General features: G+C 61.3%; 24 protein-coding genes and 1 pseudogene. 15 read left to right on the forward strand and 10 right to left on the reverse strand.

What is annotated here, in order from left to right; translation table 11 throughout:
* Positions 1-78: 78 nt before the first annotated feature.
* The gene (locus FHT75_RS08160) at positions 79-783 is read right to left on the reverse strand and encodes an SDR family oxidoreductase (protein ID WP_063476699.1); all 705 of its coding nucleotides are present in this window, start codon (positions 781-783) and stop codon (positions 79-81) included.
* Between the two features lie 117 nt (positions 784-900).
* Here FHT75_RS08160 and FHT75_RS08165 point away from each other — a divergent pair, with 117 nt between their 5' ends.
* Entirely contained in the window at positions 901-1,782 is an 882-nt protein-coding gene (locus tag FHT75_RS08165; RefSeq protein ID WP_127430445.1) for a LysR substrate-binding domain-containing protein, read from the forward strand.
* A gap of 88 nt (positions 1,783-1,870) precedes the next feature.
* Here FHT75_RS08165 and FHT75_RS08170 read toward each other — a convergent pair whose 3' ends face one another.
* The 4 genes from FHT75_RS08170 to FHT75_RS08185 all read right to left on the reverse strand — a co-directional run bounded on the left by FHT75_RS08170 (position 1,871) and on the right by FHT75_RS08185 (position 7,729).
* Complete coding sequence (locus tag FHT75_RS08170) at positions 1,871-3,445, reverse strand: carboxylesterase/lipase family protein (RefSeq protein WP_127430444.1); 1,575 nt, start codon at positions 3,443-3,445, stop codon at positions 1,871-1,873.
* Between the two features lie 139 nt (positions 3,446-3,584).
* Positions 3,585-5,498, reverse strand: coding sequence for an adenylate/guanylate cyclase domain-containing protein (locus FHT75_RS08175; protein WP_183844684.1), 1,914 nt, complete (start codon positions 5,496-5,498; stop codon positions 3,585-3,587).
* 146 nt (positions 5,499-5,644) lie between these two features.
* The gene (locus FHT75_RS08180; protein WP_047615530.1) at positions 5,645-6,436 is read right to left on the reverse strand and encodes an aldolase; all 792 of its coding nucleotides are present in this window, start codon (positions 6,434-6,436) and stop codon (positions 5,645-5,647) included.
* Between the two features lie 129 nt (positions 6,437-6,565).
* Positions 6,566-7,729: a mandelate racemase/muconate lactonizing enzyme family protein gene (locus FHT75_RS08185; protein WP_127430442.1), complete on the reverse strand. Its 1,164-nt coding sequence runs from the start codon at positions 7,727-7,729 to the stop codon at positions 6,566-6,568.
* Positions 7,730-7,951: 222 nt separating this feature from the next.
* Between FHT75_RS08185 and FHT75_RS08190 the strand changes: the two genes are divergently transcribed.
* From FHT75_RS08190 to FHT75_RS08200, 3 genes are all read left to right on the forward strand, one after another.
* On the forward strand, positions 7,952-8,848 hold the full coding sequence (locus tag FHT75_RS08190) for a LysR family transcriptional regulator (protein WP_127430441.1): 897 nt from the start codon (positions 7,952-7,954) through the stop codon (positions 8,846-8,848).
* A 52-nt stretch (positions 8,849-8,900) separates the two neighbouring features.
* The gene (locus FHT75_RS08195) at positions 8,901-9,245 is read left to right on the forward strand and encodes an antibiotic biosynthesis monooxygenase family protein (protein WP_047615534.1); all 345 of its coding nucleotides are present in this window, start codon (positions 8,901-8,903) and stop codon (positions 9,243-9,245) included.
* A 140-nt stretch (positions 9,246-9,385) separates the two neighbouring features.
* Positions 9,386-9,871 (forward strand): hypothetical protein, encoded by a 486-nt coding sequence (locus FHT75_RS08200; RefSeq protein WP_183844683.1) that lies wholly within the window; start codon positions 9,386-9,388, stop codon positions 9,869-9,871.
* Between the two features lie 107 nt (positions 9,872-9,978).
* On the opposite strand, the gene FHT75_RS08205 is transcribed toward FHT75_RS08200, so the two are convergent.
* The gene (locus FHT75_RS08205) at positions 9,979-10,425 is read right to left on the reverse strand and encodes a hypothetical protein (protein WP_244604795.1); all 447 of its coding nucleotides are present in this window, start codon (positions 10,423-10,425) and stop codon (positions 9,979-9,981) included.
* Positions 10,426-10,527: 102 nt separating this feature from the next.
* Positions 10,528-11,124, reverse strand: coding sequence for an AAA family ATPase (locus FHT75_RS08210; RefSeq protein ID WP_063476702.1), 597 nt, complete (start codon positions 11,122-11,124; stop codon positions 10,528-10,530).
* Positions 11,125-11,332: 208 nt separating this feature from the next.
* Between FHT75_RS08210 and FHT75_RS35775 the strand changes: the two genes are divergently transcribed.
* Together FHT75_RS35775 and FHT75_RS08220 are read left to right on the forward strand one after the other, a co-directional pair.
* Entirely contained in the window at positions 11,333-11,872 is a 540-nt protein-coding gene (locus FHT75_RS35775) for a hypothetical protein (RefSeq protein ID WP_312865373.1), read from the forward strand.
* Between the two features lie 35 nt (positions 11,873-11,907).
* Positions 11,908-12,363, forward strand: a complete 456-nt coding sequence (locus tag FHT75_RS08220; RefSeq protein WP_183844682.1) for a hypothetical protein — start codon at positions 11,908-11,910, stop codon at positions 12,361-12,363.
* Between the two features lie 74 nt (positions 12,364-12,437).
* On the opposite strand, the gene FHT75_RS08225 is transcribed toward FHT75_RS08220, so the two are convergent.
* The 3 genes and pseudogenes from FHT75_RS08225 to FHT75_RS08235 all read right to left on the reverse strand — a co-directional run bounded on the left by FHT75_RS08225 (position 12,438) and on the right by FHT75_RS08235 (position 14,452).
* Complete coding sequence (locus FHT75_RS08225) at positions 12,438-13,319, reverse strand: dienelactone hydrolase family protein (RefSeq protein WP_183844681.1); 882 nt, start codon at positions 13,317-13,319, stop codon at positions 12,438-12,440.
* A gap of 565 nt (positions 13,320-13,884) precedes the next feature.
* On the reverse strand, positions 13,885-14,208 hold the full coding sequence (locus tag FHT75_RS08230) for a BrnA antitoxin family protein (RefSeq protein WP_183844680.1): 324 nt from the start codon (positions 14,206-14,208) through the stop codon (positions 13,885-13,887).
* Positions 14,205-14,452: pseudogene (locus FHT75_RS08235) on the reverse strand (BrnT family toxin). The gene FHT75_RS08230 and the pseudogene FHT75_RS08235 overlap by 4 nt, the downstream one beginning before the upstream one ends.
* A 194-nt stretch (positions 14,453-14,646) precedes the next feature.
* Here FHT75_RS08235 and FHT75_RS08240 point away from each other — a divergent pair.
* The 9 genes from FHT75_RS08240 (at position 14,647) to FHT75_RS08280 (ending at position 23,118) form a co-directional block, all read left to right on the forward strand.
* The gene (locus FHT75_RS08240) at positions 14,647-14,883 is read left to right on the forward strand and encodes a hypothetical protein (RefSeq protein ID WP_183844679.1); all 237 of its coding nucleotides are present in this window, start codon (positions 14,647-14,649) and stop codon (positions 14,881-14,883) included.
* Positions 14,884-14,904: 21 nt separating this feature from the next.
* Entirely contained in the window at positions 14,905-15,375 is a 471-nt protein-coding gene (locus FHT75_RS08245) for a terminase small subunit protein (RefSeq protein ID WP_183844678.1), read from the forward strand.
* Positions 15,341-16,912, forward strand: a complete 1,572-nt coding sequence (locus tag FHT75_RS08250) for a terminase (RefSeq protein WP_183844677.1) — start codon at positions 15,341-15,343, stop codon at positions 16,910-16,912. Before FHT75_RS08245 ends, FHT75_RS08250 begins: the two co-directional genes overlap by 35 nt.
* Positions 16,912-19,074: a hypothetical protein gene (locus FHT75_RS08255; RefSeq protein WP_063476574.1), complete on the forward strand. Its 2,163-nt coding sequence runs from the start codon at positions 16,912-16,914 to the stop codon at positions 19,072-19,074. Before FHT75_RS08250 ends, FHT75_RS08255 begins: the two co-directional genes overlap by 1 nt.
* Before the next feature lie 13 nt (positions 19,075-19,087).
* Positions 19,088-19,399 carry a hypothetical protein gene (locus tag FHT75_RS08260; RefSeq protein WP_063476575.1) on the forward strand — a complete coding sequence of 104 codons (312 nt, stop codon included), beginning with the start codon at positions 19,088-19,090 and terminating at the stop codon, positions 19,397-19,399.
* An 85-nt stretch (positions 19,400-19,484) separates the two neighbouring features.
* Positions 19,485-20,522, forward strand: coding sequence for a hypothetical protein (locus FHT75_RS08265; protein ID WP_063476576.1), 1,038 nt, complete (start codon positions 19,485-19,487; stop codon positions 20,520-20,522).
* A 15-nt stretch (positions 20,523-20,537) separates the two neighbouring features.
* Positions 20,538-21,512, forward strand: a complete 975-nt coding sequence (locus FHT75_RS08270) for a phage major capsid protein (protein ID WP_063476577.1) — start codon at positions 20,538-20,540, stop codon at positions 21,510-21,512.
* 21 nt (positions 21,513-21,533) lie between these two features.
* Complete coding sequence (locus tag FHT75_RS08275; protein WP_063476578.1) at positions 21,534-22,319, forward strand: hypothetical protein; 786 nt, start codon at positions 21,534-21,536, stop codon at positions 22,317-22,319.
* A gap of 217 nt (positions 22,320-22,536) precedes the next feature.
* Positions 22,537-23,118 carry a hypothetical protein gene (locus FHT75_RS08280; RefSeq protein ID WP_063476579.1) on the forward strand — a complete coding sequence of 194 codons (582 nt, stop codon included), beginning with the start codon at positions 22,537-22,539 and terminating at the stop codon, positions 23,116-23,118.
* Positions 23,119-23,134: the final 16 nt, after the last annotated feature.

Here is a 23,134-nt window from a genome sequence, read left to right on the forward strand (position 1 = left end):
TTGGCATTCCTTGTCTCGCCGTCTTTGACGATCCAGCAGCACATCGCTGTTCTCCCCCAGCGTTGAAAGCGATCCCGATCAGACAGACCGGGTCAGGCCGCCGTCAATCTTGAGGCTCTGGCCGGTGATATAACCCGCCCCTTCGGAAACGAGGAAGGAAATCGTCGCGGCCACTTCGGCGCTGGTGCCGTAGCGCTTCATCGGCACGCTGTCGCGGCGCTCCTCCGTCGCCGGCAAGCTGTCGATCCAGCCCGGCAACACGTTGTTGATACGAATGCCGTCGCCCGCAAAGGTATCGGCGTAAATCTTGGTGTAGGCGGCAAGCCCGGCGCGGAAGACGGCCGAGGTCGGGAACATTGCCGACGGTTCGGCCACCCAGGCGGTGGAGATATTGACGATCGCGCCCGACTTCTGCGCCTGCATGATCGGCGTGACCAGGCGAACCGAACGGATGACATTCATCAGATAGATGTCGAGGCCGGTATGCCACTGTTCGTCGGTGATCTCGGTGATCGGTGCACGGGGCCCGTGACCGGCGCTGTTGACGAGGGCGTCGATCCGGCCCCACTTTTCCATGCAGGCGTCGACCAACCGCTTCAGGTCGTCGTTGGACTGGTTCGAGCCGGTCACGCCGATGCCGCCAAGTTCGTTGGCCAGCGCCTCGCCCTTGCCGGACGAGGAGAGGATGGCGACCTTGAAACCGTCGGCCGCCAGCCGCCTTGCCGCCTCCGCACCCATGCCGCTGCCGCCAGCCGTGATGATCGCTACCTTTTCTACTGCCATCGTCGCCATCCCTGCTCGATTTTACGCCCATTGCCGGGCCTTGATCCTTCGAATACCATGCGCCTTCAATGAGAGCGAACCAGTTTTCCTGAAATATCCCTGTAGAAAAACTATCGAATGTCCATCGGCAATCTCCCATCCCTCAACGCTCTCAGGGCCTTCGATGTGGCGGCGCGGCATCTGAACTTCCGGCTCGCCGCCGAAGAACTCGGCGTGACGCAGGGCGCGGTCGCCCAGCATGTGCGCGGGCTGGAGGCGGAACTCGGGGTGACCTTGTTCGAGCGCCTGCCGAAATCCTTGGCGCTGACGGGCGAGGGGCGCAGCTATGTCGCCGACGTCAGGCGCGCCTTCGAACTGCTTGCCAATGCCACCGCCAACCTGAAGCCGCAGCCGGTGAAACTGACCGTCAGCACGACGCCGACCTTCGCCTCGAAATGGCTGATACCGCGCCTGCCGGACTTTACCGCCAAACATCCCGGCCACGACCTGCACATCCTCGCCACCGATCGAATCTCCAGCTTCCAGACGGATGGCGTCGATCTCGCTGTCCGCTACGGCACGCCGCCCTTCGGTCCCGGCCTTGCCGCCGAGCTGCTGTTCGAGCAGGACATCATTGCGGTCTGCAATCCGGGCCTCGTCCCGGCAGGCCGCGAGCCGCACAATGCCGGTGAACTCACGCGCCACACCCTGCTGCACGACGTGCACAATTTCTGGCCGGAATATATCGACCGCTTCCTCGGCGGCGGCGATCCCACGCTGTTTCGCGGCATCAGCTTCTCGCAGACATCGCACGCGATCGAAGCCGCGATCGCCGGACAGGGCATCGCCATGGCGACCCGGGCCTTCGTCTCGACCGATATCGAGGCAGGCAGGCTGCGGCAGGTCTTCGATGGCGTGCTCAGAGCGCGGGCGGGCTTCTATCTGGTGAAGCCGCGCTACCGGAAGTCGGAAGCGGTGGATAAGCTTCAGGATTGGCTATGGTCGCAGGTGCAGCGCTGACTGTCTGCTCATCTTCCGTCAGTCGCCACATGTTCGGGAAGCGGCCGCATGGGGAAGGCAACACACCAGGCGACAGGCACCAACCCCGTCATTTCTTTTCCTCCCAGTATCTTTGCCAGAGGTCGAGCCTGGGTTTCAGCGTATCGGCTCCGAACGTCGCGCCGCGATTGGTGAAGTCGAAGACCCTGCCGACGGATGGGTCGTGGTGAGGCCATCTTGGCCATGAGCCGCCATTGGGGTCACCGCTCGTTGCAAATTGAACCCAGTAGGCACTCGCCAATGTGGCCATGGCCCAGTCGGCCGGTGTAACCTTGTCTTTCACCAGGGCGTTTGGGATGTTGAGCGTATAGGGAATTTCGAAGCCGTGCAGAGTGCCTTTCCATGTCGGATCGTTGCGGAGAGCCTCGGCGACATAGGAGAAACGATACCACCACGTCAGTTGACCCGCGCGGATCATCTCGTCAGCGAGATGGCGAGACGGTTCGACAAGCGTTTTGTCGGCCAGAACCTGTTGCGTCAACTCATCGAGGGCCTCTTGGCCTGTGGGATCATAGAGCGTCCGGGCTTCGGCCGCATGGTTGCCGAACAGGGCGAAGAGATCGTCTTTCGTCGCGGCCTCACCGATACCGAGATCACGACTATTTGCCCCGACGATGACCGGAACCGGCGCTTGACGGCCTGCCGCAAAAGCCGCTTCCGGCGTTTCGAGCAAAAACCGTCCGTCAAGAATCGAGCCGGAGATGCCGATGACCGGCTTGCCTGTCGACATTCCCGCCATCACCTCTGGTGCCGATGCGCCTTCGGTCAGTTTTTCCGCAGGCAGCGCCCGAAGGGCCTTGAGAGCGTCGGCATCGCGACCATTGATGCCAAGAGAAGCCGCATAGTCCAACGCGGTTTTCTCTGCTTCTTTCAACGGTGACAAGGGAGTGCTCTGCGCACGCGCGGTCGGGAGACCCGGTGACTGGAGAATGGCGCCGCGGAAAAGCCCCCGTGATAACGGCGATATCATGTGAGCCATCACCGAGCCGCCACCGGCCGACTCGCCGAAGATCGTCACTTTCTTCGGATCGCCGCCGAAGGCTTCGATATTTTGCTGGACCCATTTCAAGGCTGCAAGCTGATCCATGTAGCCATAGTTGCCGACGGGCTCGTCGGGGGATTCCTTTATCAGCGCCGGATGGGCAAAATAGCCGAGCCGCCCCATGCGGTAGTTCATGCTGACGAACACGACTCTGCGGGCGGCCAGCTGACCACCGGGATATTGAGGGGTGTTTCCATGAACAAGAGCGCCGCCGTAAATCCAGACCATCACCGGGAGGGGTGTTTTGGAGCGCTTGGCGGGTGTCCAGACATTGAGCGTCAAACAATCCTCCGACTTCGGCAGGTCGTCGGTCTGCATGCAGGACGGACCGAAATCGCGGGCATCCCTCGTCCCGCTCCAGGGCTTCATCGGTCGGGGATTGCGCCATCTCAGATCACCGACCGGTGGCGCCGCATAAGGAATGCCTTTGAAGCTGACGACTGAGCCCGACCTCTCACCCTTCAGAGTTCCGCTGTCGATTGTAACGGTGTCGTCCGCCGCACCCAAGCGTGGCGCGAAAGTCATCTGACAGGATGCGACCGCGAAAAAGAGCAGAAACTTGTGACTGCGTTTCACAAACACTGCACCCTCCAACCGCCAGGCTCAGGGTAAAATACTCCGATAGAGCGGCATCGAACAGCGTCCATCCGACGTCGACCAAAGTCCGGAAGCGGCAGGCATCGTCGGTATCGCCTTCAGCCCTGAAGGCTCGCGCCATGCTTCATTCGCCGATACCCCCGACAAGCTCCCATATATCGACCTTCTCGGCCCGTCCCTTGATCTGCACCAGGCCGAGCGGGCGAAGCTCGAAGCGGTCGGCCACAGTGTCGTGTATGGCTGCACTGACCAGGATCGAGGTGTTGAAGTCCTTGTTCAATCCTTCCAGGCGTGAGGCGACATTGATCGTATCGCCCATGGCCGTGTACTGCTGACGCGAGATTGCGCCGAAGCTGCCGACGACCGCCGGGCCGGTGTGCAAGCCAAAGCGGGTGAAGAGTTCGGGGCGGCCGTTCAAGCGATTGGCTTCGTTCAGGCCGTCCACCGCCGCTTTCATGGCAAGCGCGCATCGGCAGCCGTTTTCGGCATGTCCGGCATCTGGAACAGGGGCGTTCCACATGACGAAAATGGAATCGCCGAGATATTGCACGACGGTGCCGCCATGGCGCTCGGCGATGGTGTTCAGGAGTTCGAAATAGGCCGACAGCGTATCGACCACATCCTCGGGTGAGTTGAGCTCGGAGATGGTGGTGAAGTCTCTGATGTCGGTGAACAGCACCGTCACATCCTGCCGCTTCGCCTTGACGAGCGTTCTTGCCTCGGGATCGATGATCCGCCGGACGACTTCACGCGGAACGTAGAGGGCAAACTGACTGATGGCATGACGGCTGGCCGCCAGCGCGCTCGCCAGCGTGTTGATCTCCGATATCCAGGAATGCGACATGGGCTTTTCGCCGATGTCGAGATCGCCGATCCTGCGCGCCTCGTCGGCGAGACGATAGAGGGAGCGGCTGACCATGCGCGACAGCAGCACCGATGCGGCGACACCTGCTATCACGAAGGCGCTGGCGATGAGGAGATTGTGCAGGAGCAGCCGATTGGCCTCGGCCACCAGGTCCTCCAGCGGCACGACGATTGCGGCCACGCTTCCCTGGAACAGGCCGGAGACGCTGACAGGGGCGAGCTGCACGAGATGGCTTTCGCCATCGAAATCGACCCGCGCCAGGCCGCCGGCGGCAAAGGCCGGATCCTGCCGCAACCTCGCCACGGTTTTAAGGCTCGCGTCGAAGCTGTTTGCACTCGCGGCAAAGCCCCCCGATGTCCTCGACCACAATCCGATGATCCTGTTCATGATATCGGGGTCGGAATGCGCGACGAGATCACCGCTGCCATCGATGATGTAAGCACGGGCATGCGGCGAAATCTCGCGCGTGTCCAGCAGGCGGCTGATGGTCTGCAGGTGAATGTTGATGCCGACGACCACCTGACCATCGTTCCGCATCGGCGCGGCGATCGTCAGCGTCGGAACATTGAGCGTGCCGGTGATATAGGGGCCGACGGAGACAGGCAAACTGTCCTGGACGACGGATTGATACCACGGGCGTTGCCGAGGATCGAAGGATGCAACTTCGACGTCGCGCTCGCCGATCTCTCTTGCCTGGCTGTCGAGAAAGCGAAGCGTCGAGATGACGTCGGCGCTCTGTCTCCCGGCGATCGTCCGGATCGCGAAAGCCGTGCCATCCGGGGTTGCGAGGGTCCGGCGGACGTCCTGCCTTTCGGTGTTGATGGCCTGCAGGTATGAGCCGTCGGAATAGCCGGTGTAGATGCTCGTCGCGTTGGGGACGTTTCGCAGGACCTCCAGAAAGAATTGCTGTTTCGCGTCGATATCCCGAGGCGGCGGGGAGGCAAGCTGCGGCAGGGTCGATGCGAGTGCGACCGCCTCGATGCCTCCCTGCAGCGTATTGCGATATCCCTCGATCAGCCGCAGGCTCATCTCGCGCATCTGCTTCGCGCCGGCGCTGACCGCAGCGTCGCTTCCGTGGCTGAATGCCATCCAGATGATCGGCGTCGACGTGCACAGCAGCGATGCGACGACCAGGACGCCGAGATGCAGTCTTAAGGGTTTGGACCAGCCCACGGGATTTCCCTCGAATGCTCTCCTGCCTTGCCGGGCAGGAACGAGCACTCCCAACGATTTCAAGCTAACCGCTTTTTGAAAGCTTGCACAAGGCGGTGAAGTCAGTGCCGAAAACGATTGGGATCAGCGGGGTTGCGCGGGCGGTGTCAGCGCTTGTATTCGGGCTCGCTGCGATCGAGCGCGCGCTTGACCGACTCCAGATGCAGCCTGGCCGATTCCGGGTCGCCTTCGCGCATCTGCCGATACGCCGCTTGCGCGATCTCCGGCGCGACGGCAAGGACCTGGCGCCCGGTCGAGAGCGCAAGCGTCTGCACCTCGCAGGCGCGCTCGAGATAATAGAGGTCGTCCCAGGCCTCGGCGATATTCGGTGCGCAGACCATCACCCCGTGATGCTTCATGAAGACGATGTCGGCATCGCCGATCGCAGCCGCGATCCGGTCGCCCTCGCGCGCGTCGAGCGCCAGGCCGTTATAGTTGCGGTCGACGGCCGTGCGCCCGTAGAATTTCAAGGCGGTCTGCCCGGCAAAGATCAGCGGATCGCCCTCCGTCATCGAAAGGGCGGTGGCATAAGGCATATGGGTGTGGAACGCCGCCCTGGCACGGGGAACGTTCTTGTGAATCCGGGCGTGGATGTAAAAGGCGGTGGCCTCGGGCTGGCCGCTGCCCGACACGACGTTGCCGTGAAAATCGCAGATCAGCAGCATCGAGGCCGTCAGCTCGGCAAACGCGTAGCCGTAAGGGTTGACGATGAACAGGTCGTCGTAACCGGGAACGACGGCCGAGAAGTGGTTGCAGATCCCTTCCTCCATGCCGAGCCGCGCCGCCATCCGGAAACAGGCGGCAAGATCGACGCGAGCCTGCCAGATGTCATCCGTATCGAGTTTCGGCTGATTGGGGCCGCCGGCGGGCGATGGGGCTGTGTTGAGGGAGTGCGCCATGGGGTCGTCTCGGATTGGTGTCGGAAGGAGAGGGGCTGTGTTCTGGATTACGCCCGGATTGGTCTGCCATCAAGCCGGCTGGGCGCAAAGATGGTTCGCTTCATATCCTGTGGCAGGGCGGGCATATTTTCATTCAGCCAATTCGCGCATGACCTTGATCAGCTCCGACTTGCCTTCGAAGCCGATACCCGGTAGCTCGGGCATCAGGATATGGCCATCGATCACCTCGACGCCATCGGGGAAGCCGCCATAGGGCTGGAACAGATCGGGATAGCTTTCGTTGCCGCCGAGGCCGAGCCCGGCGGCAATGTTGAGCGACATCTGGTGGCCGCCATGCGGGATGCAGCGCGACGGCGACCAGCCGAACTGACGCAGCACGTCGAGTGTGCGCAAATATTCGACCAAGCCGTAGGAAAGGGCGCAGTCGAACTGCAGGTAATCGCGGTCCGGCCGCATGCCGCCGTAACGCAGCAGGTTGCGGGCATCCTGATGGGAGAACAGGTTCTCGCCGGTCGCCATCGGTGCGTCGTAAAATTCGGAGATGGCGGCCTGCAGAGCGTAGTCCAGCGGATCGCCGATCTCCTCGTACCAGAACAGCGGATAGTCGCGCAGCACCTTCGCATAGGCGATGCCGGTCTCCAGATCGAAGCGCCCGTTGGCGTCGACCGCAAGCTGCGCCTGCGAACCGATCTCCTCCAGCACGGCTTCGATGCGGCCCCGGTCCTCGTCGATCGACGCGCCGCCGATCTTCATCTTGACGACGGTATAGCCGCGGTCGAGATAGCTCCGCATCTCCGCCCGCAGAGCGCTGTTGTCCTTGCCGGGGTAGTAGTATCCGCCGGCGGCATAGACGAAGACCTTCGGGTTGGCCTCCCGGCCTTTCATCTCGGCGAGAAGACGAAACAGCGGCTTGCCCTCGATCTTGGCCACCGCGTCCCAGACCGCCATGTCGATGGTGCCGACGGCGACCGAGCGCTCGCCGTGGCCGCCGGGCTTCTCGTTGGTCATCATCCTCGCCCAGACCCTGTGCGGATCGAGATTGCTGCCGGCGTCGTTCATCAGGCTTTCCGGCGCCGCTTCGAGGATGCGGTCCCTGAAGCGCTCGCGGATCAAGCCGCCCTGGCCGTAGCGGCCGTTGGAGTTGAAGCCATATCCGACGACGCGGCGCCCATCCCTGACGACATCGGTGACGACGGCAACCAGGCTGGCGGTCATCTTGCTGAAATCGATATAGGCGTTGCGGATCGGCGAAGCGATCGGCTTCGTGACCTCGCAGATGTCGATGATGCGCATGACGGGCTCCATTCCCTTCGCCGACGGCGGCTGATGACGATGGTTTCATTTTGATGCGCGGCGGTCGGCGCGTCCAATGCCGATGCGGGTTCTATCAGTGCCGTTTCGGCATCATCACTTTGCGCAAACAGGCAGAGAACCACAAAGAAACATTGATTTGTCAGGCGCTATACCGTCTTTTCAGTGTTTACATGGCACTGCAACCGTCAAAGGAAACCTTCCGTGGAGACCGCATGGCTCGCCGACCTCCAGGCTCTTGCCGAAACGCTGAACTTCTCGAGAGCGGCGGAACGGCGCAACATCACCCAGCCCGCCTTCGGACGTCGCATCAAGGCGCTGGAAGAATGGTGCGGGTGGGAATTGGTCGATCGCTCGACACACCGGCTGAAGCTGACGCCGGCGGGAGAGCTGATGCTGGAGGCGGCGAGCGATATCACCGCAAGGCTTGAACGCGCCGCCCGCGATCTCGCGCAGATCAAGGCGGCGACATCGACCGTCACATTCGCGGCCACCCACGCGCTCTCCTTCATCTTTTTGCCCTCCTGGATTCAAGGGTTGGGGCACAGCGCCGCCGCCATGCCCATCCGGCTGCTCTCGGACAATATGAACGAATGCGAGAAGATCATGCTGGAAGGGCGGGCCCAGTTCCTGCTGTGTCATTACCAGGAAAACAGCGGCATCCGGCTGGACATGCAAAACTACCGCCATGTCGTGCTCGATGCCGACCGGCTCGTCCCGGTCTGCGCCCGAAAGAAGGACGGAGAGCCGCTTTACAGCCTCACCGGCGCGACGGGCGTTCCGCTTCTCGCCTTCGAAGAAAAGTCCGGCATGGGGCGCATCCTGGCCGCAAACCTTTCCCAGCGCATGCAGTCGCTACGTCTCGACACGGTGTTCACCTCACACCTCGCCATGGCCCTGAAGGCGCTGGCGATCGAGGCAAAGGGCGTTGCCTGGATTCCGCTGAGCCTTGCAAAGGACGAGACAGGGCCCGGCGGCCGGCTCGCCTTCGCCGGGTCTGAGGAGTGGGCCGTCGACGTGCAGATCGTCCTGATGAGGCCGCGGGCGCGCATGACCGAAATCGCCGAGAGCTTCTGGAAGCTGGTGTGCAGCAGGGATTGACCTGACGGCGCATGGTGCAATGATCCGTGTGGATCAGCAACGAGAGGTTGGCATGTCGATCGCTAGCTTGCCTGCGCCACCCTATTACGTCGTCTGCTTCTCATCGCAACGAACCGAGGTCGAAGACGGCTATGGCGACGTCGGCGCTGCGATGGTGGAGCTGGCGAAGCAGCAACCCGGCTTCTTGGGTTTCGAAAGCGCCCGCCGTGCCGACGGTTTCGGCATCATCAACTCTTATTGGCGGGACGAGGAAAGCATCCGGGCCTGGAAAGCGGTTGTCGATCACGTCGAGGCGCAACGCCGGGGCCGGACTGACTGGTATAGGCGCTATGAAATCCGCGTCGCCCTCGTTCAAAGAGCCTATGGATTCGAAGCGGATATCGCCAAACCGCGATGATCCTTGCCCCGCCATCGGCCGCAGGTATGGATCCCAGGCTCGGGCCTGGGATGACGGAGGGTGGGGGTGCGAAGGGGCTTGTTGACTGTGTTGCCAACACAGGGTTGTATCGAGTGTCGACGCAGGAGGTACGGGCGCGGATGAACTTCGTGAGATTTATTGGTTTATTGGCGTCGCTGGCATGGATTGTTTACGGGCCGTCGGCCAATGCCGGCTCCTTGGGTGATGCGACTTTTAAGAACATCCCAATTGGCCAAGCAGCGAAGTTGTCGGATCTATCGTCCTTTGATGCTCAGGCGGTTTGCCTGCTTCAGCCTTACCAAGACCGACTGTCTTCCAAAGACGCGTTCGCCGCCAGAGTGAACATGTATCTCGTCGCGAACGACTACGTTGCGGATGAGGGCCATTTTGCATTCGTGCTCGTTGGGAAGGAAACAATCGAGCTCGCCCCGTTCAAACGGTTCCAAAAGCTTGATGTCTTGGCAAGGCACGAGATTTCCTCATCGGTCGAGGAGATGTTGCCGAAGGGTTTTGCGCCGCACGACTGCGCCAGCGGTCAATCTGCAGGCTTTGTGAAGATCGGACTGCGCGCAAGAACCTATGTCGTGCTTGGTGAACTGCGCTAGGCACGCAACCGCTGACACGATCCGGTATTTTGATTCGATGGGATGTGACTGAGATAGCCGGCGAGGATCTCCCGCCGGAGGCAGGTTTGGGGATGAAGGTCTCGACCTCACCCTCCGTCTTCCTCGGGCTTGAGCCGAGGATCCAAGCTGGCCTCCACCAGCCACGGGCATTGCACCGCAAGGTAGTTCATAGGAACGAGGCGGCTATGCAGATCGGGGCCATCTGGTTGCCCAGGATCATAGAAGATGCCGTTATCGGCGTCATAGAGGATGAAGTGGTCTCCTTCGACATGGACTACCGCTACCCCGCAAACATCGCCCCAGCTCTCCGCTTTGCGTAATCCGCCAGTCTGCCAGCCCAACTCGCTCAGGACGCCGCGCAGTTCTTTCCAGGTTGTGTAATGATTGGTCTGAACGCCCCAATCGATCATGCTGGCAATTTGGTCGTAGGGTTTGCCCGTCAACATCTGCAAGACGAAAACGCCGCAGCCATCATCCCTTGGACATTGCGTAACAAATTCGAAGCGGACCTTATCGGCTGCGGGTTGTGTCAATGTTCAGTTCCTGCGGGTTAGGTGTCGGACGGCGCCTTGAGTATCGACTCCCATGACACCCACGTAGCTGGTTGCTTCGAATTGCCTTCCGTGGACATTCAACTAAACGTTTGACGGGGCGGTCTCGATGCTGTTGGTAAGTGACTTTAGAGCGTGCTGCCAAATTGCGGCTGCACTCTCTGGCGGCGGCGTGGATGTGACGTCCAAGACCAGGGTGTTGGGATGCTTCGGATCAAAAACCTTGTCCCGCCGGCTTCTCTCCCTGGAGGCTTGCGCATCGGTCGCTTTCAGATCGTTGCGGCGCGCGGGCATGGAGATACGGCGTGCCAGCTCATCTTCGTCGCAGAGCAGTCTCACGGGTACCAGGACAGCCCCGCAGCGTTGAGCGGCATCGTCGAACTGCTGGTAGGTGCGAAGACTGCGCTGATCACCATCCCGGCCGGCATGCGTGAAGATGAAGTTGGCGGAAGGGCCGGTGTATTCGGCAATTGCATCCAACACGGTTTGCCGAATTCGTCCCGTATAATCCCATATTCCTTCAGGAAGGTGGCCCGTTCCATCATCGTCCAGGAGACGCAGAACCGGGTTGTTGAACCAGTGATTGTCGATGACTTTCGCCGAGGACAGGCTTTGCAACTCCCTTGCGATCGTCAGTTTTCCAACGCCCGGAAAACCGATCAGCAAAATAAAGATACGCATCATCCTATGCCTTCAGATGCCGAGGGATCACGTGGGGCGCAGAATAGGCGATATACCGAATGCTGCAATGAGCACTTATGGCGCAGTGCTGAAGAGTCCGCCTTTCCCAATGGTGAGCAGAGACTGACGCCGGCCCCTGCCTTGCTTTCTCTCGCATCTGAACTACGGTGCCGACAGGGTTGAAGGCGTTGATTGGGGGAGTAGTCGCGTGCGTTTCTTTGCAGCTTTGGTGGTTGCGGTCCTCCTGAGCGGCGAGGCGGGCGCTGTGTGCCCTCTCGACGACACCTTGAAGCTCTGCGTGTTGAATGGTCGAAGCCTGGCTGCCCTACACAGTGGTGCCGACCACGGCGATTGGGCGGTTGAAGCGCTTTCTTCGCCGGTCAACCCCATCTCTGAGCCTCGAACCGGCAGTGAGCTTTACACCATGCCGAGTGGGTTACGGTTCGCATTGCATTATCAGGAATACCGAAACCTCTTCTCTGCCTCCTGCACGATCGATATATTCCCAGCCGTGGCAAAGGCGGGTCCGGAAAACTGGCGTTGTTCGAATGCTGAACTTGAGGCCTTCGAAGCTGGGCTCTCCGCTGCCTCATTGGGTTCAATAACGAAAGAGCATAGGCCAAAGAGCGGCACAGCCTATTTGATAGAAAGCCCAAGCGCCTGGATGACGGTGGTGGTCGCAGATGGCGGCACGCAGAAAGGCATGTTGAATGCATGGGTCGAGACGTCAGTCCTCAAGCGGCCGTAGGATATGCCGTGGGAGCAGAAGGCCCAAAGGCGACCATGAGAAACCGTAGCAAACCGCGCTTGGGAAAACGCAGCGCCGACACTCCACCGGTCGACGCGTTCACACGCAATGCACTTGCATCAGATCAGACCTGGCTGCCGGATATGATGGCTGACGGAAAGCCACCCCTTACCGCTGAAGCCTATGTAGAGGGCTATCTCGCGAATCCTGGCGAATGGTATTGGTCGACGATCTTGCTGCACGATCCGAAAGAGATCGTGCTGAAGCGGGTTCTCGCCATTGTCGATCAAGCCGAATTGCCCGGCCACGAGCAAGCGCTCGGCCAGTTGGGCGCCGGTCCGCTCGAAGACATGATGTCGGATGAATTGCTGGATCATCTACAACATCGGCTGCCGTTCACGCCTGCGATGCGATATGCGCTCAGCCGGGTTCGAATGTCCGGCGAATCTGCTGTCTTGCAACAGCGTCTCAATGCCATGTTTTTACGGTAGCGCCTCGGCGGTAGCGGGCATGGATCTGAGGCGCGAGGCCTGGGATGGATGCTACAGCAGACAGACTTCCGGCTCTAGTTCGTCAGGTACGTTTGAAGGAATGTGCGAACGCTGCGGATGGATTTTCCTGCGGCGTCCGGATTGTATTTTTCGATGTGACCCAACACCCGCCTTCCCACCTTGAACTCCGGGGCGTCAAAATCATGATAGGTGCCCTTGTAGATATTGAGCTCGATGGGTGGGCTATCGTCACTCAGCTTGGCAAGCCTCTTCCGGCATCGGTCGGCCGGGCTCCAATTGTCTCGATCGCCGGTTAAAATCAGGATCGGCACCGTCGCATCGCCCTGCGTTGCCGCACAGAGGGGATAGTAGGCAACCGCTGCGGTGAATTTGCGGTCCATCAGCTGTTCGTTGCCTTCGATTTTTGTTCCCTCCAGCGTCGCGGTGCCGCCCGTTGAAAAGCCCATCAGGGCAACGCGCCTGATATCGACAAAGCTTTGTTTCGATAAAAAATTCAAAGCGCCATAGGCGTCGAAGACGCGATCGGGCAGATGGCTTTGACACGGGTCCTCGATGTTGCGGGTGGTGAAGCTATCGACGACCAGCACGACATAACCCCATGCGACCAGCCGTTTCGGCCAAAGGTCCTTGACGCTCAACCGCATGCCCTCGCATCCATGCAGGAGGACGACTGCCGGGAAGGGGCCATCACCCCCGGGGCGGGACAGATATCCCAGCAACGGCGTGCCCTGCGGTTGGGAAAGAATTTCTCCCTGTTCTCGCGCCTTGCTTATTCGAAAGGGGCTTAGCTTGACGGGCGCGCTTTCGAAGTGAACCAGTTCGTCGGCATCAGCCGGGTTTCCGGCGAGCGTGACGCTGAGAAAAGCGGCAAGGCAAAGAAAAAGTCTCGTGGTTTTCACTGAGCTTCTCCAACGTTGGATCAGCAGCTTGCTCATTATACGCCGGACCTGAAGGCGCGCAAAGCGGGTGGCGTTCGGCTGCCGATTGGGTCGGGTAGATTATCCGCGCGTCGCGGTCAGAAGCGCTTGATCACCCTCTGGCAGGTCGTTTATGACTACCGTAAATCCAGGCTGCGAGATTTGAATCCAGGGGGATGTCGACCAAGTCGGCGCCGCTCTCCGGCCGTATGCGCCATTGGCTAAGGCTTGCGGATTTGCCACACGGCCCACCTCTTGCTCCGTCGTCCTCGGGCTTGACCCGAGGATCTACGTTGGTCTCCACCAGAAGCGAGCATGGATCCCAGGCTCAAGGCCTGGGATGACGGAGAGTGGAGGGACGTTTTGCCAAACTTGCCGCTGCAGCGAATGGCATTCTGGCGCCCACTTGATCGAGGCTCGGTTTCGAACTGGCGCGAGACTCACAATTAGCCCTTGATCACCCCCTGGCAGATCATTTATCACTACCGTAAATCCAAGCTGCGAAATTTGAATCCACAGGCGGTGGCGATCAAGCCGGCCCCGCCCTCCGATCGCATGCTACTTGCCAAGGCTTGCGGACCGGTCATTTCTGAAGTCCGGACAGCTTCCTCAGATCATCGTTGATCCTGCTTTGCCATCCTCTTCCGCCTGACTTGTAATGTGCGATCACATCAGGATCGAGGCGGATGGTGATGGTCTGCTTCGTCTGTTCGAGCGCCGGTCGGCCTCTGCCTCTGCGTATCTCGTCGACATGGTCGAAAAACGCATCCGGAAGGATCTCTGCCGCCGGCCGGGCCGATGCAAGCTCCTCATCGGTGAGTTCGGGACTATCGACTGCATCCCAATCCTCTTTCGAGTAGCCATTGCCGGGCTGAAATTCTTTCTTGACGGGATATTTAGCGGTCATGAAAGCACCTTCCTTTCAGTGTTGCTGGCTGGGCGAAAGCTGATGATCGAAACGGCCTCGCTGCCAAGCAGCGCATAGACGACGACAGCGGTTCCGTCCTCATAATAGCCGATAGCCTTGAAGCGGCCGCGTGGCTGGTGGTGATGACGGCATTCTTCCAATCGAAGAAATACACGTCTTCGAAATCGAAGCCATGCTTCTGAAGATTGGCGATCCTCTTTGCTTCGTCCCAGGTGATTTTCATCATTTGTATGTACATTAATTCGCGACGTCATGCAAATAAGTGTACATACAAAAATAAATTCGCTTGGTCGCTGTCCAACCCAAATTCGCCCACAAGCGACGGAGCGACGTCTCTCCTGCGCCCAATATCGCGCGGGGTGGCACCTCTTCACGCCGCCTCAAGATAAAAGCTCGCCTCTTTCAAGGAGAATTGCAATGGACGCCTCGATTGCTCCGGCCTCGCGGGCCGCCGCGGTGACGCCGAACGATACCGCCATCGTCGGTGCGCGTGCGCTTTATATCGGCACGGCGGGGGACGTTGCCATTGCGCCGCGGCGCGACATGGATCCTGTGATCTTCAGGAGCGTGCCGGCCGGGACGGTCCTGCCGGTTCATGCCGCCATCGTGGCACTGACCGGGACCACGGCGTCCAACATCGTCGCGCTTTTTTAGAGAATTCGGCGGCAGCGCCTCATGGGAAGACCGATCAAGTTCAGCCAGGCGATCGCCGAGAAGATCTGCGAGCGCATTGCCGACAGGGAAAGCCTGCGGTCGATCTGCCGGGACGAGGACATGCCGGCGAAATCGACCGTGCTGTCCTGGCTGGCGGACGAGGAGAAGGCGGCGTTTCGGGCACGCTACGCCCTGGCGCGCGAGATCCTCGCAGACGGCTTCGTCGACGAGCTGGTCGAGATCGCCGACGATCGCAGCAATGACTGGATCGAAAAGAAGAACGCCGCCGGTGAAACCACCGGCTGGCAGGAAAATGGCGAGGCGATCCGGCGGTCGCAGCTGCGCATCGCCACCCGCCAATGGGTCGCCGAGAAGCTGAAGCCGAAGAAATATGGCGCCAAGGTCGAGTTCGATCACGGCGTGACCGGCGAGGTTTCGCAGTTGCTGGATGTGATCAATGGCAAAACCCGCGGACTTCCAGACGGCGGTTGACCAGTTTTCCGACTGGCGCTGGCGGCTGAACAACCTCTATTGGATCACCGACAAGGCGGGCAAACGCGTCAGGTTCGAAATGAACTGGACGCAGATGACCTTTTTCGAGCAGATGCATTATCTCAACGTGCTGCTGAAAGCCCGCCAGCTCGGTCTCACCACCTTCATCCAGATCTTCATGCTCGATGCCTGCGTCTTCAACCGGGATATCAGGGCCGGCACCATCGCTCATACGCTGGGCGACGTGCAGACGATCTTCCGGGATAAGATCAAGTACCCTTATGACAATCTGCCGGATGGTATCCGCAACGCCGTGCCTGTGGTCAGAGCCAACCAGACCGAACTGCTGCTCGCCAACAATTCGAGCATTCGTGTCGGCACCTCGCTGCGCTCGGGAACGCTGCAATATCTCCATATTTCCGAATATGGAAAGCTTTGCGCGAAATATCCCGACAAGGCGAGGGAGGTCCGCACCGGCGCGCTGAATACGGTGCAGGCCGGCCAGCTGGTCTTCGTCGAAAGCACGGCGGAAGGCCAGGAAGGGCATTTCTACACGCTCTGCGAAGATTCCCAGGTCAAGCAGCGCCAGGCGCTAGAGCTGACCGAACTGGACTTCAAATTCCATTTCTTTCCCTGGTGGAAGGAGCCGCAATATTCGATCGCGCCACAAGGCGTGATCATCACCGATGCTTTCGTCAAATATTTCCGCAATCTGGCCGACCAGGGCATCACGCTGACGGACGGGCAGAAGGCCTGGTACGTCAAGAAGGCCGAAACCCAGCTCGGCGACATGAAGCGCGAATATCCCTCGACGCCGGCCGAAGCGTTCGAGGCGAGCGTCGAGGGCGCCTATTACGCCGATCAGATGGCGGTCGCCGATGCCGAAGAGCGCATCGGGGTTTTCCCGCATGTGGAAGGCTATCCCGTCCACACCATTTCCGACATCGGCATGGACGATACCAACAGCGTCTGGCTGTTTCAGGTGCTGCCTGGCCGTGTCCGGATGATCGGCTATTTCGAGCATACCGGCACCGGCATGGACGGCATGCTCGACGAGCTGGAGCGGCGCGGCGAAGAACATGGCTATGTCTACGGCATCCACAACATGCCGCATGACATCAAGGTCAGGGAATGGACACGCGGCGGCATGACCCGCATCGAGGTCATGCTGAAAGAGGTCAGGGCCCGCGGTCTCGGCACCGTCCGCAAGATCGAGCGCGCCTATGTCCATGACCGCATCAACGGCACCCGGCGCATTCTGGCGAGGATCGAGTTCGATCAGGCCGGCTGCATCCAGGGCATCAAATGTCTCAGAAACTACCGCAAGGATTGGGACGAGGATCTGAGCGTTTTCCGCGATGAGCCCCTGCACAACTGGGCATCGCACGGTGCGGACGCTTTCGGCGGTCTGGCGATCATCTTCACCGGATTGGCGCCTGAACCGCTGAAGCCGCAAGTGAAGAGCCTCCCGACCTTCCAGACGATGACCTTCAACGACTTTGTTGATTCCACCCCGACCTACAGCGAGCGTGTTTGATGGAAGACGAAACGGCGGTTCCAGAGGGCGGGCAGCAATGGGACCTGGCAAAGGTCGGCGCCCGTTGGCAGCAGGAACTCGAGCGCGCCCAGCGCTATTTCAAGACCTGGCATGACCGCTGCGTCAAGATCGAGAAGATCTATCTCGACCAGCAGTCGGACCAGACGAGTGCGGCCAAGCGTCGGTTTCCGATGCTTTGGGCCAATACCTCGGTGCTGCAGCCGGCCGTCTATGCCCGCGTGCCGCAGCCGGTCGTCGAGCGCCGCTTCAAGGATGCGCAGCCGGTGGCGCGCATGGCTTCGGAACTGGTCGAGCGCAATCTCGCCTATACCGGCGATGAAGCCGATATCGATTCCATCATGCGGGCGGTGCGCGACGATTTCCTGCTCTGTGCCCGCGGTACGGTGTGGCTGCGCTACGAGGCCGATTTCGAGCCGCTCGACATGGGCGTCCAGCCTTCCGCCCCGCCGGCCAGTGGTGGCTTGCCCGAGGGTCTCCTCGGCGGTTTGCCCAGCGGTTTGCCCAGCGGTTTGCCAGGCGACGGCATAGGTGAGAATGGCGGCGCTCCGCCCGAGGTGATCAGCGATGAGCGTGTGTGCATCGACTATGTGCACTGGTCGGATTTCCTGCATTCGCCGGCCCGCCGTTGGAAGGATGTGACCTGGGTGGCGCGGCGCGTTCCGATGACCGATGAGGAGCTGGGGAAGCGCTTCGGCCCCGACGCCATGGCATCGCTCCAGGCGCAAGCTACGGGCAGCAACAAGGGCACCAGCCAGACCGAGCGCGCCGAGAACGAGGACAAGACCCATGTCTGGGAGATCTGGTGCAAGAGCGAAAACTATACCGTCTGGATCGCCGACGGCGCGCCGGTGGCGCTCGAAGTGTCGGAGCCGCCGCTCGACCTGACGCATTTCTGGCCTTGCCCGCGACCGGCCTATGGAACGATGTCGACCAGCTCGCTGATCCCGGTGCCCGACTATGTCTATTATCAGCAGCAATGCGACGAGATCGACCTGCTGACGAAACGCGTCAACAAGCTGACCGATCAGCTGCGCCTGAAAGTGTTCTATCCCTCCGGCGACGGCGCAATCTCGCCAGCGATCGAGAAGGCGATGCGGCCTGACAATGATGCGGTGATGGTGCCGATCCCGGAATGGGCGGCTTTTACCGACAAGGGTGGCTCGAAGGCCATCGTGACGCTGCCGATCGACGAGGTGCAGAAGGTCATTATCGCCTGCATCCAGGCCCGCAAGCAGCTGATCGAGGACGTCTACCAGATCACCGGCATTTCGGACATCGTCCGCGGCGATACCCAGGCGTCCGAGACGGCGACGGCGCAGCGCATCAAGAGCCAGTGGGGCTCGATCCGCATCCGCGACCGCCAGTCGGAGCTTGCCAGGTTTGCCCGCGACATCATCCGCCTGGCCGGCGAAATCATCTGCGACCAGTTCCAGCCGGAAACTTTGATGCTGGTGAGCGGCATCAAGCTGCCGACAATGGCCGAGAAGCAGCAGGTTCAGCTGCAGATGCAGATGGCTGCCCAGCAGGCTGCGGCGCGCGCCGGGCAAATGGGCCAGCCGGCCCAGTCGCCCCCTGAAATGGCGCCGCCCGAAATGCCGTCGCAGCTCCAGCAGATGATGCAGCAGCCGACGATCGACGAGGTGGTGCAGCTGTTGCGCAACGACAGCATTCGCGGCTTCCAGATCGACATCGAAACGGATTCGACGATCGAGCCCGACGAGGACGCCGAAAAGCAGCGCCGTATGGAATTCGTGCAGATGGTCGGCGGCTTCCTGCAGCAGGCCGGCGCCATGGCGCAGCAGAACCCGATCCTCGTTCCCGTCATGGTCGAGACGCTGCTCTTTGCCGCCCGCGGCTTCAGGGCCGGCCGCCAGTTGGAAAGCACGCTGGAGCAGGTCGGCGCCAAGCTCTCCGAGGCGGCGACCGCGCCGCAGCAACCGCAGCAACCGCCGCAACCTTCGCCCGAGCAGATGCTCAAGCTGAAAACGGCTGAGGTGAAGGCGGGCGCCGAACAGCGCAAAGCCGAGCTTGGCGTCGCCCAGGCCGAGATCGAGCATCGCGCCGTGGTGGAACAGGCGCGCGGCGAGGCGGCGGCGCAGGCCTTGCAGCAGCTGCAGGCGCAGCAGCCGGCCTATCAGTGATTGGAGTTGAAACATGAGAGAACGCTATTGCCGCGTCTGCGGCGGCTGGCACGCACTCGACAAATGGCCGCACAACTGCATGCCGGCTGACAACCTGGCGCAGTCCGATCTGCCGGCGCCGCATTTCGTCAGTGACAGCATCGATATCCAGTCGATGCATGACGGCAGGCATTACACCTCGAAAGCCAAGCTGCGCTCCGCCTATCGGGCGGCCGGCGTGGTCGAGATCGGCAATGAAAAGCCGCAGCCGATCGAGAAGCCGAAGACGGATCGAAAGGCAATCCGCAATGAACTGCGGCGGGTTCACGCCGAATACAACGCCTAATGCATGTTGCCCGGAAGCGTGCAGCGTTCCGGGATAACGACAAAGACCTGGCGGGCATCAATCCCCGAAAAAGGAACTTTCCCCAATGGATATGGAAGACCTGAACGAGGCCGGCAACGGCAGCGAAGATTTTGGCGCGTTCGACGACAAGTCCCTGAATGAAAGGCCGGTCAGCATCCGCGACAGCCTGAAGGCGGCAATCGACACCGTCGAAGGCAATGGACCTGGCGATATCACCGGCCAGCCGCGCGACGGCGAAAATGGCCGCTTCCTGGCCAAGGGGCAGGAGCAAACCGCTGCCGCCCATCAGACGCCGCAGGCACAGAGCCGAGGGCAGGGCGTTGAACAGCCCGCAGCCATCGGCAGCCGGGTTCCGCCCGGCTGGTCGGCGGAAGCCAAGGCGCAATTTACCAGCCTTCCCGGTGAAGTGCAGGCGGCGATCGCCAAGCGGGAGCAGGAGGTCGATAACGGCTTCCGCGTCCTGCAGGATTACAAGGGGCTCGAGGAATTCACGCCGCTCATCCGCCAGGCCGGCATGACGCATGCAGACGTCATGCGCCGGGCGATCGACTGGGAAAAGGCGCTGATCCACGATCCCGTCAATACCGTCGTTCACGTCGCCAGGATGGCCGGGGTCAATCTTCATGCCCTGGTCAATGGCCAGACGGATCAGGTCCTGCAGCGGAGTTCGCAGCAGGTACAGCCGCAACCTCGACCCATCAATGTCGAGGCGACGGTCGAACATGTTCTCAGGAAAAGGGACACCGAAACTCAAGTCGATGCCTTCCTTTCCGACCCCGCAAACGCGCACGCCGATGACGTTCTCGACGACATGGTCGCCCTTATCAACGCAGGGCGGGCATCATCGCTTCAGGACGCCTACGACGCCGCATGCTGGATGCGTCCGGACATTCGCCGGCAGTTGATCAGCCAGACTGCGCAGGCGCCTATCCACCAACAGCAAGCCCAGAGGGCCGCAGCGGCAGATCAAGCCCGCCGCGCCTCGCGATCCATCTCTGGATCTTCCGCCCCGGGCCCGACCCGCGATGCGGCAAGAGGCCAGCCCACTTCAATCCGAGACTCGCTTCGCGACGCCATGCGCTCCGCGCGCGGTCAAGTTTGATCAAAGGAATGATCAATGCCCATTTCGCCCAACCTCTCTGAAATCGTGACCACGACGCTGCGCAACCGCAGCGGCACCGTCGCCGACGACGTGACGAAGAACAATGGTCTTCTCACCCGTCTGAACAGCCGCGGCCGAAAGAAACCCATCTCCGGCGGCCGCACCATCGTTCAGGAACTGCAGTACCAGGAAAACAGCACCTTCAAGCGCTATTCCGGCTACGATATCCTGAACGTCCAGCCCTCCGACGTCATCACCGCCGCCGAATACGACCTCAAGCAGGCCGCGGTCGCCGTCTCCATGTCGGGCCTCGAACAGCTGCAGAACTCCGGCGAGGATGCGATCCTCGATCTGCTCGAGCAGCGCATCGAAAACGCCGAAACCACGCTGAAGAACAACATCGCGCTCGACTGCTATTCCGATGGCACCGCCGATGGCGGGCGGCAGATCGGCGGCCTGCAGCTACTGATCTCGACCTCTCCGACCTCGGGCACCGTCGGTGGTATCTCGCGCGCCACCTGGGGGTTCTGGCGCAACCAGAAATTCTCGGCCTCGGCCGACGGCGGTGCGGCTGCCACCAATGCCAACATCCAGAGCTATATGAACCGGCTCTATATGTCCTGCGTTCGCGGCTCCGACGCGCCCGATCTCGTCGTCGCCGACAACAACTTCTTCCGCCTCTACTGGGAATCGCTGCAGGCGATCCAGCGCATCACCTCGGCGGATAAGGGCATGTCCGGCTTCCAGTCGCTGCAATACATGGGCGCCGACGTGATCTTCGACGGCGGCTTCGGCGGCGGTGCGCCTCTCAACCAGATGTTCTTCCTGAACACCAAGTACCTGTTCTACCGCCCGCACCGCGACCGCGACATGGCGCCGATCGGCGACGAGCGCATGAACACCAACCAGGATGCCTTCGTGCAGCTCATGGGCTTCGCCGGTAACCTCACCATGAACAACGCCTTCCTGCAGGGCGTGTTGTTCGCCTAAGTCGAGAAAGGATCAACTCCAATGACCATCGCAACTTCCCAGACCGATCGTCTTGGCGCGAACCCGTTCGTCGTCGAAGGCCCGATCGTTTCCGGCTCCGGTATTCCCGGGCCGAACTTCGCCCTCGGCGCGGTTGCCGGCGGCGACCGTGAATCCGAATGGGTCTATTGCCAGCTCGTGCTGGCCTCGCAGACGACCCTTCAGCCCGGCCAGTGGTTCCAGTGGACCCGGGATTATGTCGCCTCGCTGCTGACCACGGCGGCTGCCGTCGTCGGCCAGCGCTGCGGCGTCTTTTCGGGTGCCGCCCAGCCGCCGACCATTACCGGCGGCCCGGTCGGTGCCGTCACCCTTGCGGCAGGCACCTATTACCTCTGGCTGCAGCGCAATGGCCAGGCGCCGTCGCAGGTGGCAACCGCAACGGCGGCTCTCGTCGTTGCCGAAACCACCACCACCGCAGGCCAGGCGAGCGCGCCGGCCTCGGCGACAACAACCACCAAGGCCATCGCCAACGTCAACTTTGCGGCGGCCAACCAGACGTTTACCGCAACCACGGTCAACGGCTCCAACCTGCTGACCAGCCTGTCCGGCCTCAACGCCGGTTCCGGCCCGTTCATCGGTGCAGCTGTCGCGGGCACCGGGATTGCAGGCGGCACGACGATCTCGGGCATCACCTACAACCCGAACGGCGTCATCCAGAGCATCACCCTCTCGGCCAACGCCACCGCCAATGGCACCGGCGTCACCATCACCGCGACGGGTGTGCTCGAGGCGACGCTGATGCGTCCGTTCCTGTCGAAGGTGAACTAAATCACGTCAACCAACGGGCGCTTCGGCGCCCGTTCGGACTGCTGCTTCTCTTTTGTCATCCGTGGCCTGCCCCTCATCCGGCTGCCGCCACCTTCTCCCCGCTTGCGGGAGAAGAGACATGCCGCGACCCCGGGTGAGGGGCAGCCACCGGCACGACATCACAGCGGGCGCTTCGGCGCCCATCCCACTTTCCCCGCCATCAACAGCGAGACACACCATGCCCGACAACAGCACCGGAATTTACGCCTCTTTCAGCCTCGAACCGGTCGAGCAGACCTTTCTGACGGAGAAGGAAGGCCGGCCGATTTTTGCCGACAGGGAATTCGTCCGCATCTTCATCTCAGGCGACAAACATACCGAAGTCTATCGCGAGGTTACCGACAACGACAAACAGCGCTTTTCCGACGCCTACAAGCGCTTCAAGGAAGGGGCGGCCGCCCGCGAGCAGCTGACCGGCACGCCGCTGGCGCAATGGCCCTATCTCAAGCCCAGCCAGATCAAGGAGCTGGAGGCGGTCAATATCTATACCGTCGAGCAGCTCGCCGCGCTCTCCGACACCGTCAAGCAGAAGGTGGGGATGGGGGCGAACGAGCTCGTCGCCGCCGCCCGGGCCTATCTTGCCACCGCCGAGAATTCCAGCGCGGCCTCGGCCTTTGCCGCCGAAAACGAACGGCTGAAGGGCGAGGTGACCCGCCTGCAGGAGCAGATGAAGGAGATGGCCTCCCGTTTCGAGGCGATCGAAAACGAACGCCAGGGCAGCGGCCAGGGCAACAAGTCTCGCGGCCGCGTCGCCGCCTGAACCGGAGAACCCGCGC

It is taken from the genome of Rhizobium sp. BK112, assembly GCF_014193215.1.
GTDB classification, from domain to species: domain Bacteria; phylum Pseudomonadota; class Alphaproteobacteria; order Rhizobiales; family Rhizobiaceae; genus Rhizobium; species Rhizobium anhuiense.